General features: G+C 39.8%; 7 protein-coding genes and 1 tRNA gene. 5 read left to right on the top strand and 3 right to left on the bottom strand.

Annotation, left to right across the window (positions count from 1 at the left end):
• Positions 1-15 precede the first annotated feature (15 nt).
• Positions 16-92, bottom strand: a tRNA-Met gene (locus tag BCU91_RS05660).
• A 300-nt stretch (positions 93-392) separates the two neighbouring features.
• On the opposite strand from BCU91_RS05660, the gene rlmKL reads away from it, so the two are divergent.
• The 5 genes from rlmKL (at position 393) to rmf (ending at position 7,017) form a co-directional block, all read left to right on the top strand.
• Positions 393-2,540 (top strand): bifunctional 23S rRNA (guanine(2069)-N(7))-methyltransferase RlmK/23S rRNA (guanine(2445)-N(2))-methyltransferase RlmL, encoded by a 2,148-nt coding sequence (rlmKL, locus tag BCU91_RS05655; protein ID WP_102476872.1) that lies wholly within the window; start codon positions 393-395, stop codon positions 2,538-2,540.
• A gap of 17 nt (positions 2,541-2,557) precedes the next feature.
• Positions 2,558-2,809 carry a glutaredoxin family protein gene (locus BCU91_RS05650; protein WP_102437661.1) on the top strand — a complete coding sequence of 84 codons (252 nt, stop codon included), beginning with the start codon at positions 2,558-2,560 and terminating at the stop codon, positions 2,807-2,809.
• Positions 2,806-4,731, top strand: coding sequence for an ABC transporter ATP-binding protein (locus tag BCU91_RS05645; RefSeq protein ID WP_102531069.1), 1,926 nt, complete (start codon positions 2,806-2,808; stop codon positions 4,729-4,731). The genes BCU91_RS05650 and BCU91_RS05645 overlap by 4 nt, the downstream gene beginning before the upstream one ends.
• Before the next feature lie 25 nt (positions 4,732-4,756).
• Positions 4,757-6,661 (top strand): DUF3466 family protein, encoded by a 1,905-nt coding sequence (locus BCU91_RS05640; RefSeq protein ID WP_102531068.1) that lies wholly within the window; start codon positions 4,757-4,759, stop codon positions 6,659-6,661.
• Between the two features lie 179 nt (positions 6,662-6,840).
• Positions 6,841-7,017, top strand: a complete 177-nt coding sequence (rmf, locus tag BCU91_RS05635) for a ribosome modulation factor (RefSeq protein ID WP_076539913.1) — start codon at positions 6,841-6,843, stop codon at positions 7,015-7,017.
• 128 nt (positions 7,018-7,145) lie between these two features.
• Here rmf and fabA read toward each other — a convergent pair whose 3' ends face one another.
• Both fabA and BCU91_RS05625 read right to left on the bottom strand, forming a co-directional pair.
• A complete protein-coding gene (gene fabA, locus BCU91_RS05630; RefSeq protein ID WP_102437655.1) occupies positions 7,146-7,661 on the bottom strand; it encodes a bifunctional 3-hydroxydecanoyl-ACP dehydratase/trans-2-decenoyl-ACP isomerase in 516 nt (171 codons plus the stop codon).
• Positions 7,662-7,734: 73 nt separating this feature from the next.
• A complete protein-coding gene (locus tag BCU91_RS05625) occupies positions 7,735-9,474 on the bottom strand; it encodes a S16 family serine protease (RefSeq protein WP_102437653.1) in 1,740 nt (579 codons plus the stop codon).
• Positions 9,475-9,865: the final 391 nt, after the last annotated feature.

The raw sequence follows: 9,865 nt of genomic DNA, 5'->3' as shown, positions 1-9,865 counted from the left end.
CTTACTAAGGTTAAATGGTTGCGGGAGCTGGATTTGAACCAACGACCTTCGGGTTATGAGCCCGACGAGCTACCAAACTGCTCCATCCCGCGTCCGTTTAAGCGGGGCAGACTATAACGGCCAATCTTGTTCTTGGCAAGTCATAATGACAACTTTATTACTGCTTGCTGACTTACTGAGCACCAATAGCAAAAAATAGCGGCTTTATAAGGCAGATAGCCCTGTTATAGCCGTAGTTTTGAAACAGAAATGAAAGTTTACTCACCAATACAGGGCTATATCGGTAATGTATTGTATAAAATGTGGCAATTAACAGACATTTTCACACCTAATATCGGTTTAGGTATATAATGCATGCTTAATTATATCTGTGAGTTGATGACTGTCTATCCATGTTAAATTTTTTTGCTGCTGCCCCAAAGGGGTTTGAATATAGCTTATCCAATGAGCTTAAAGAGTTTGGTGCTACTGATGTTAAGGAAAGCGTCGCTGGTGTGTATTTTTCTGCGCCTTTAGAACTTGCCTATCGAATTACATTGTGGACTCGACTTGCTAGCCGAATTGTTGTGGTTATCTATAAAGGTGCTTGTGAATCTGCTGAGCAACTTTATAACGCAGCTTACAGTATTGATTGGCCGTCTCACTTCTCAAACGACAGTACCTTCAGTATCGATTTTCACGGTACTGGCGGCTTTATTAATAATACCCAGTTTGGCGCTTTAAAAACCAAAGATGCGGTTGTGGATCGTTTTCGCGATGATGGTTTAGATAGACCTGATGTTGGACGCGTCAATGCTGAATTTAGAATTGATGCCCATTATCGTAATAATCAATTAACGCTTTCAGTTAATTTCTCTGGCGCTTCTTTACACCAACGTGGCTACCGATCAATAACCGGTGAAGCACCTCTGAAAGAAAACTTAGCCGCTAACATGCTTATAAGAAGTGGTTGGCAAGCAAATCCAATTACATTATTAGATCCCTTTTGTGGCAGTGGTACCGTTGTTATCGAAGCGGCATTAATGGCTGCAGATATTGCTCCAGCGCTTAAACGCGCCCGTTTTGGTTTTGAGCATTGGCATCAACATGACGATACCCTATGGCAAGGGATTTTAAATGAAGCAAAAGCCCGAGCCAGTCTTGGTAAAACTCGCTGCGCATTGAAGTTTTTTGCCTCTGATATTGACGGTCACCTTGTAGCGCTTGCAAAACAAAACGCAGAAAACGCCGGTGTTGCTGATTTAATTGAATTTAGTGTTTCAGATGCACTTGATGTCACTCCACCAGTAGAAGCGGGTTTCTTAATCTCAAACCCACCATATGGTGAGCGTTTAGGTAGCATTACGGAATTATTGAAGCTGTATTACAAGCTTGGCGATAAGTTTAAGAAAGACTTTGGCGGTTGGAAAATTGCCATGTTGTGTAGTGATATTGAATTACTCTCAGCATTAAAGCTAAAAGCCGATAAGCAAATGAAGATGTTTAACGGTGCACTAGAGTGTGGCTTTAACTTATATACTTTGCATGCTAAAAGCACTCGCCGTGAAATGCCGGTGTTGCCTGAAGGTGTTGATATTGCAGATATCTCGCCTGCTTTTGCTAATCGTATTAAAAAGAATATGAAGCAACTAACCAAGTGGGCTAAAAAAGAAGGTATTGATAGTTACCGCATTTATGATGCTGACTTACCTGAATACAATGTGGCAGTTGATAAATATGTCGATTATGTGGTTATTCAAGAATACTCTGCGCCTGCGACTATTCCTGAAGCGGTGACAAAGCGTCGTTTAACCGATGTATTACTCTCATTGCCTGCAGCATTAAATATGGACCCTGATCGCGTTACCTTAAAGACCCGTGAAAAGCAAAAGGGCACCAACCAGTATCAAAAGCTTGATCAACAAAAGCTGGAGATCATTACCCAAGAGTATGGCGCTAAGTTTAAGTTAAATTTAACTGGCTACCTTGATACCGGTTTATTCTTAGATCATCGTTTGACCCGTAAATTAGTTGGTGAAAAATCAGCGGGTAAAAATGTGCTGAATTTATTTTCTTACACAGGCTCTGCATCGGTACATGCGGCATTAGGTGGGGCTAAATCTGTCACTACAGTCGATATGTCAAATACTTACCTTGCTTGGGCTAAAGAGAATTTTGATTTAAATAATTTATCAGGTAAGCAATATCAATTCATCCAAGCTAACTGTATTCAGTGGGTGAAAGATTGTGAAGAGAAATTCGATCTGATATTTATCGATCCGCCAACTTTTTCTAATTCAAAAAGAATGGAAGATAGCTGGGACGTTCAACGAGACCATGCGGCAATGCTGGTTGATTTGATTAAAGTATTAAGCCCTAATGGCGAAATTATTTTCTCGAATAATAAGCGTAAATTTAAAATGGATATCGAGCTTTTAAGCCAATATAAAATGGACATTAAAAATATCGATAGTCAAACATTACCATTGGATTATAAGCGTAATCCGCACATCCATAATACTTGGTTAATTACCCATGCTAAGTCTCCTTACGCTAAATAAGCTTTAAGGTTAAAAGTATGAGTTCTAACCCAACAACAGACAGTGCAGGCCTAATTTTATATCACACAGATGGCTGTCATCTGTGTGAAATTGCTCAAGCGTTAGTTGAGCAATTAGGCATTGACTATCAACATATTGATATTTGCGATAATGACACACTGGCAAGCCGTTATGGCATCTCTATACCAGTGTTAGTTATGGATGAAAAAGAATTGTTTTGGCCCTTTGATGCCCAGCAGTTAACAGAATTTATTAGGAGCGTCGCTTGAGTTTAGTTCGTATTAATAATGGCTCTTTAGCCTATGGCTATACCCCGTTATTGAAAAATGCTGATTTCACTATTTTACCTGGTGAGCGAGTGTGTATCGTAGGCCGAAATGGGGCGGGTAAATCAAGTTTAATGAAAGTGCTGTCAGGTGATGTATTACTTGATGACGGTGAATTTAATATTGCCTCTGATGTGAATGTCAGTCGACTACAGCAAGATCCGCCTAAAGCTGAAACCGGCACGGTTTATAAATATATCTCTTTAGCATTAAAAGAAATTGGTGAAATGCTAGAGCGTTATCATAAGCTTTCACATGACGTTGCTACCGCTGAACCTGATGAAATGAACAAGATGCTCAATCAAATGCAGCGCTTGCAAGAGTCATTAGATCATAATAACGGCTGGCATTTAGATTCTCGTATTATTCAAAATTGTGAATTGTTAGGCTTAGATCCCGATAAACCCCTTAGTGAGTTATCAGGTGGCTGGCAGCGTAAAGTGGCATTAGCAAGAGCCCTAGTTAGCGAACCGGACTTATTATTGCTTGATGAACCGACCAACCACCTTGATATTGATACCATTGAATGGCTTGAAGAGTTTTTATTAAACTTTAAAGGCGCTATCGTGTTTGTCAGTCATGACCGTGGCTTTATTCATCGTATGGCAACACGCATTGTTGATTTAGATCGCGGCGTAGTGACATCGTGGCCGGGTAATTACCATGCTTATTTAGAAGGTAAGCAAGAGTGGTTGCGTGTTGAAGCGGAACAAAATGCCCATTTTGACAAAAAATTAGCAGAAGAAGAAACTTGGATCCGTCAAGGGGTAAAAGCCAGACGTACCCGTAATGAAGGCCGAGTGCGCGCCCTTAAAGCATTAAGAAATGAACGCAGTGAGCGCCTGAATCGTCAAGGCAATGCCAAGATGAACGTCAGTGATACTGAGCGTTCTGGAAAGTTAGTATTTGATATTAATAATCTTAATTACAATTTACCTGATAAAGATTTAGTTAAAAACTTCAGTTCAACGGTTATACGTGGTGACAGAATTGCCTTAATCGGGCCAAACGGTTGTGGTAAATCAACATTAATTAAGCTATTAATTGAGCAGCTTTCGCCGCAATCAGGTGAAGTTAAAGTCGGTACCAAACTCGAAGTTGCCTATTTTGACCAATACCGTGAAGCGTTAGATCCAGAAAAAACCGTTGAAGAAAACGTAGGCGACGGTAAGAAAACCGTTACGATTAACGGTCAAGATCGTCATATATTAAGTTACTTACAAGACTTCTTGTTTTCACCTATGCGTGCACGTACCCCTGTTAAGGCGTTATCAGGTGGTGAGAAAAACCGATTGCTATTAGCACGCTTGTTATTGCGACCTGCAAACTTAATTATTCTCGATGAACCAACCAATGACCTTGATATTGAGACCCTAGAATTGTTAGAGTCCTTACTAACTGATTTTAAAGGGACCTTATTGATTGTTAGTCACGACAGGGAATTTATTGATAATACCGTGACCAGTAGTTGGTGGTTTGCCGGTAATGGTAACTGGCATGAGTATGTTGGCGGATACAATGATGCCGTCTCTCAGGGCGCTAAATTTTATTCTGAGGAACAAGCAGCAACATCTGTTGTCCAAACTCCTGCGCCAGTAGAAACTAAGCCTGTAAAGCAGACTAAAGCTGCCGGTACAGCACCTAAAAAATTATCGTTCAAACTTCAACGTGAACTCGAACAACTACCGAGTAAAATGGAAAAGTTAGAACAAGAAGTAGAAGAAATACAAAATACTGTGGCTTCAGCTGATTTTTATAGCCAACCACAAGATACCGTCAACTCAGTGCTTAAAGCATTGGCGACAAAAGAACAGGAATTGGACACTTGCTTCGAGCGTTGGGAAGAACTCGAATCACTGAAGTAAGCGTATAATAATAATAGGAATTATAATGAAGTCGAAGTTTGATAAGGCATTATCTGTCGTTGCCTTGAGTGTGCTTGGCGCTATCGGAAGTGTACATGCCGCTCCAGTATATGAAATTGTAAACATTGAAGATTTTGATCTTAAAGGCACAGTAGACGGTACCCGAAGTGGTTACGCCATGGCTGTTAATGCCAACAATGAACTTGTAGGTGTTTCTAAAGGTAAGAAAAAACTATCTGTCGATGATGACGAAGATGACAATGACGTTATTGATGTAGAAGATGGTATCGCACCTGAAGAAACCATTATTTATTCAGTATTTTTGCCTCTGGTGGCAAATAACTTTACTTTCACTGCAGAAGAAAATAATGCTGAGTCAAATGAATGGAATCCAAACTTCTATAGCGTTAATGGCACTACAGCACCAACTGATGTTGATGATGAAGGCGAGTTAATTATCAACTCGGTTGATACCTTTTTCTATGGTATGAACGACAGTAACTACAAAGTGGGTTCGTACACAGCGCCTGAAAAAACCATTGATTATGTTGGTAGTGATGAAGACCAAGAGTTTTGGTATTATCGCGATTTTGAACTTCGTGGTGTTGCCGTAACGCCTGATGGCGCAGAACTTGAATTGGTACCATCTTACGAAACTTATATTCGTGAAGATGACGATTTTGTGGTTGAGTTAGGTGGCTGGTCAGCGGCTGCGGCGATTAACAATAATAATTTGGTGGCAGGTTATGCCAGTACTGACATTATTGAATTCAGCTCAGATCGTATCGATAGTTGTATTGACGCAGATTTAGACGCAGATGAAGACTCGCCAGCGCCAGTTGAAATATGCGTACAGGCAGATCAATTCCCATCAAATGGTCGTCGTAACATTCAGTATCAAACCCGCGCCCACGTATGGCAAATTGCTGATGATAATACTATTCCTGCTGAAAACGTGATTGAGCTAGAGTTAGGGTTAACCCCTGATGAAGACTCTACTTTAGTGTATACCGCTCAGGCTTTAGGTATTAACAACAATGATGTAGTGGTAGGGCGCTCACACGTTTACCGTAATGGTAAAACGGATGATCTTTATCAAGACGCTGCCTATTGGGTGAAAAATGCCGCAGGTGAATATGAGTATCAGTGGATTGATACTGATATTTTCAGTGACGATGTTTATAACTCAATAGCACGTGATATTAATGATAATGGTATTGTCATTGGTACTTTTTATAAATATGTCAGTGGAATTTTACGAGATAAGTTCTTCTATTACGATATTAACAACCCATCTGCTGAAATCGTAGTACCTAGTGACTTTCAAGATTCAGGTATTTCAGAGCTAAGTAGTTACCCAAAAGCCATTAATAATGCAGGTCAAGTGGTTGGTAATATTGAGGTCACTTATGATAAAGATAAGCCGCGACCAAAAGCAGGTTTTCTTTATAACATCGGTGATGATGAATTTGTGAACCTTAATGCGACTTTAACGTGTGAGTCAAAAGGCTATGAGCAAGATGCTGATGGCAAATGGACTCGTTATCCGGTTGAGGTTATTGATGGTGACGGCTCAATTTTAAGCTATGACAGTGAAATATATGTGGTTGAGGCCAATGACATCAATGAAGACGGCACCATTGTAGGTACAGCATTTATTCGTAAACCTTTATACCAATTTGATACCGATGGTAATTTGATTCTTGATGAAGACACTAACCTACCGTTATTTGAAATAAATGGTAATGGCGACCCTGTAACGTCTTATTTACCGCGTATGGTGGTAATGAAACCGGTATCAGGTAACGAACAAGCCTGTACTGAAAGTGATGACGTAGAAGATGAGCCCTATGTAAGAAAAGGGGCGGCTAGCTTTGCTTGGTTATTCGCTCTGCCGTTACTTTGGTTACGTCGTCGCAAGCTTAAGTAGAGAGCATTTTTTGAACTAAAAGTCGAGGATTATTCCTCGATTTTTTTTTGCTTTTTATCTCAATACTTTAATTAAAAACACATAATTTTGTCATATTTTTGCATTGATCTTGTGTGAAATTTCACCTATTTCTAATGCTGAAGCGAACGCTTCTTGATTAACAAAATGAGGATGTGTTAATGAAAAGACAAAAAAGAGATAAGTTAGATAGAGCTTTTTCTAAGGGATTCCAAGCAGGTATTGCAGGGCGCTCTAAGGAGCTTTGCCCTTACGGAACTTTAGATTCTAAATCTCAATGGTTAGGTGGTTGGAGAGAAGGCGTAGATGGACGTATGAGTGGTTTGTTTAATAAATAAATGAAAAGGCATCATATTAATATCTTTGCCCTCAGGGGGTTGATTGAGGGCAAAATAATGCCGTTTAGCTAAGTTAACCTAAAGCAACATTAGCTAACAGTGATTACTATTCATATTCAGTGAAATGCTTAAAAGGTCGAGGTATCCTTAAAAATACCGACTTTCAAATCAGTAGCCGAGTAAATCTCACGGCCATCCACTTCCATAGTGGCATCAGCAATCCCCATAACCAGCTTACGGTGAATCTTTCGTTTTAAAGTGAGCTTATAGGTGACTTTTTTCGCTTCCGGTAATACTTGCCCGGTGAACTTTACTTCTCCAACACCCAGTGCGCGCCCTTTACCTTCTGCGCCTTCCCAGCCTAAATAAAAGCCAACCAATTGCCACATGGCATCTAAACCTAAGCAACCTGGCATCACAGGATCGCCATTAAAGTGGCAGTCAAAAAACCATAAATCAGGGGTGATATCGAGTTCAGCGACTATTTCGCCTTTACCATATTCACCACCGTCAGCATTAATGGTTGTGATCCTATCTATCATCAACATATTATCGACAGGCAGACGTGGTGAGTTAGGCTCAAAAAGGTTGCCATTACCACATGCGATCAGCTCTTCTTTAGTGAAACTGTTAGCTCTTTTCATTTAAATATTTACCACTTTATTACGAATAGGCTGACAAGATAGCGAACACGTGTAAGCTAAACAACTCCGATCACTATAATATCTTTAATTTCATTAATATTTTTTGTAAAAAGCTTAATTCGAGCTCTTCATCATCGTGGCCAGCCATTTTTTCTAAACGTGTTTGGACCTGGCCATAAATTGATTCAGCAGGAAAATCATTGTCTTCGTTTCTTACCCCTGCTGGAGCTTTCATTAATAAATCGATAGCTTGATCCATATGCTCAATTGCATGAATATGAAACAAGCCTTTTTCAACGGCCTCAATAACTTCGGTTTCAAGGTTTAGTTGTAGCACATTCGATTTAGGAATAATAACGCTGTGCTCACCTGTTAAGCCACGTCGCTTACATAAATGATAGAAGCCTTCGATCTTTTCATTCACACCACCAATGGCTTGCACCGCGCCGAATTGATCTAGTGCGCCCGTAATGGCAAATGCTTGGTTAATCGGCTGCTCGGCAATGGCAGACATTAAGCAGCAGTACTCAGCTAAAGAGGCACTATCGCCATCAATCTCTTGATAAGACTGCTCAAACACTATATTGGCATTTAAATGCAAAGGTACATCGCGACCAAAAATACGGTACAAGGAAGCTGAAAGGATCATCATACCTTTAGTATGAATATTACCGCCCAACTCTGATTTCCTCTCAATATCAATCACTTCACCGTCACCATAATGGACAGAGGTAGTGATCCTTGCCGGCTCGCCATAACTTGAATCATCAGTGTCAATCACAGTTAAGCCATTAATCTGGCCGATTATTTCACCGCTCGTTTGCAGATTAATGAAATTATCATCAAAGTTTTGTGCTGAATAAACCTCAGAACTGTCATGGCGTGACTTTGACTGTCTAAGAGCTTTTGCTATGGCAGTTGAATTGAGCGAAGCACTATTAGAGTATGCTTTAGCTTGAGTCAGTACCTGAACTATTTGCAGCATTGATAAACTTAAGCGTTGCTGATGCTCAGTAAGTTTGGCGCTGTAATTAAATAGCGGTATCAAGCTTGATGGCTCTAATTGAATGTTATAGGCATCAGCTAAACTATTTAGCCATTGCAGATACTGAGTTTCATTATATTTAGTTAAATCAATTTCTGAGTTAACCTCGCCAAGCAGTGGAAAGTTTTTATAAAAAACTCTGTCTTCAGTTCTTAAATGAGTAAACAAGTTAGCTGAGCCCATTAGCACAATTTTACAATTGAGTGGGATTGGCGCGATATCGTTGCTAATTTTATATTGTTTATGCTCGAGGATCTGCATGACAAAATCCCACAGGCCTTCACGTTTCCATAAAGAGTTAGCATCAATAAAAACGAAATGGTTGGAGGCTAAAATGCCAGCTTTATACTGGCTAGACTTATCAGTCTTATGCATTTTACCGACTAGATCAGCGCGGCGAATAGAGCCACTAACATAGCTGTAAAGGGTATTTTGATGCGCAACAGTGCCAACATTCTCTGCCGGTAACTCAGCCTGCCAGCGGAAATTAAAATTGTGATTTTCATCTTGGCTTTTAGTCGCAACCAAAAAGGAATCTGATGGCGTATTAGCCTGACTCACAAGGGCTTTAATAAACAGTTCACGCTCAATACCCGCAAAATCAGCGACAAATAAATGTTGGTGTGCAAGTTTAGTCATTAAATTAAATGCATCTAAACAACGCTCTTGTCCCAACAATAAATGGCTTAGATAAGCAGTAGAAGGTAAAGATTGAGGTAACGTAAACTGAGGAGCAAGTTTGGGTATAGAAATTAAAGTTGTGGTCATAGCTTTAAGTATCAGAAATAGTTAAAGCGATTTTAGCATATATTATCGTCATATCATTGAAATGTTCGATGCTTTGCGGATTATCTATGGGCTTGCTGGAAAAATATGACACTGGATTGCTATATTCAAGGCCATTGCTGCTTCTTATTTGGGGTTTAGCGTAATTCTTTAAACAAAATGTAATCGCTAAAAGCGTGTTTGTTGATAGAAAAGGTGAGGGAATCCAGTGGTGTAGAAGGTGATTTTTACTCACCTGATTAGCAAATGAGCCAACAAAGGTGGAAAAATGTCTTAAAAGCTTATTTGATGAGCATTTGAATGTTTTTTTATAAATTCCGGTTTACAACGAGGTCTGATACTTATATTATTCTCGGCGTTCGGAGAGATGGCA

The organism is Shewanella sp. 10N.286.52.B9, from assembly GCF_002873635.1.
Lineage (GTDB): Bacteria > Pseudomonadota > Gammaproteobacteria > Enterobacterales > Shewanellaceae > Shewanella.
This window is presented reverse-complemented; position numbering and strand designations above follow the sequence as displayed.

Bases quoted from the DNA above. Each gene is read 5' to 3' on its own strand.
- rlmKL (WP_102476872.1), top strand. From the start codon at position 393: ATGTTAAATTTTTTTGCTGCTGCCCCAAAGGGGTTTGAATATAGCTTA.
- BCU91_RS05650 (WP_102437661.1), top strand. From the start codon at position 2,558: ATGAGTTCTAACCCAACAACAGACAGTGCAGGCCTAATTTTATATCAC.
- BCU91_RS05640 (WP_102531068.1), top strand. From the start codon at position 4,757: ATGAAGTCGAAGTTTGATAAGGCATTATCTGTCGTTGCCTTGAGTGTG.
- rmf (WP_076539913.1), top strand. From the start codon at position 6,841: ATGAAAAGACAAAAAAGAGATAAGTTAGATAGAGCTTTTTCTAAGGGA.
- fabA (WP_102437655.1), bottom strand. From the start codon at position 7,661: ATGAAAAGAGCTAACAGTTTCACTAAAGAAGAGCTGATCGCATGTGGT.
- BCU91_RS05625 (WP_102437653.1), bottom strand. From the start codon at position 9,474: ATGACCACAACTTTAATTTCTATACCCAAACTTGCTCCTCAGTTTACG.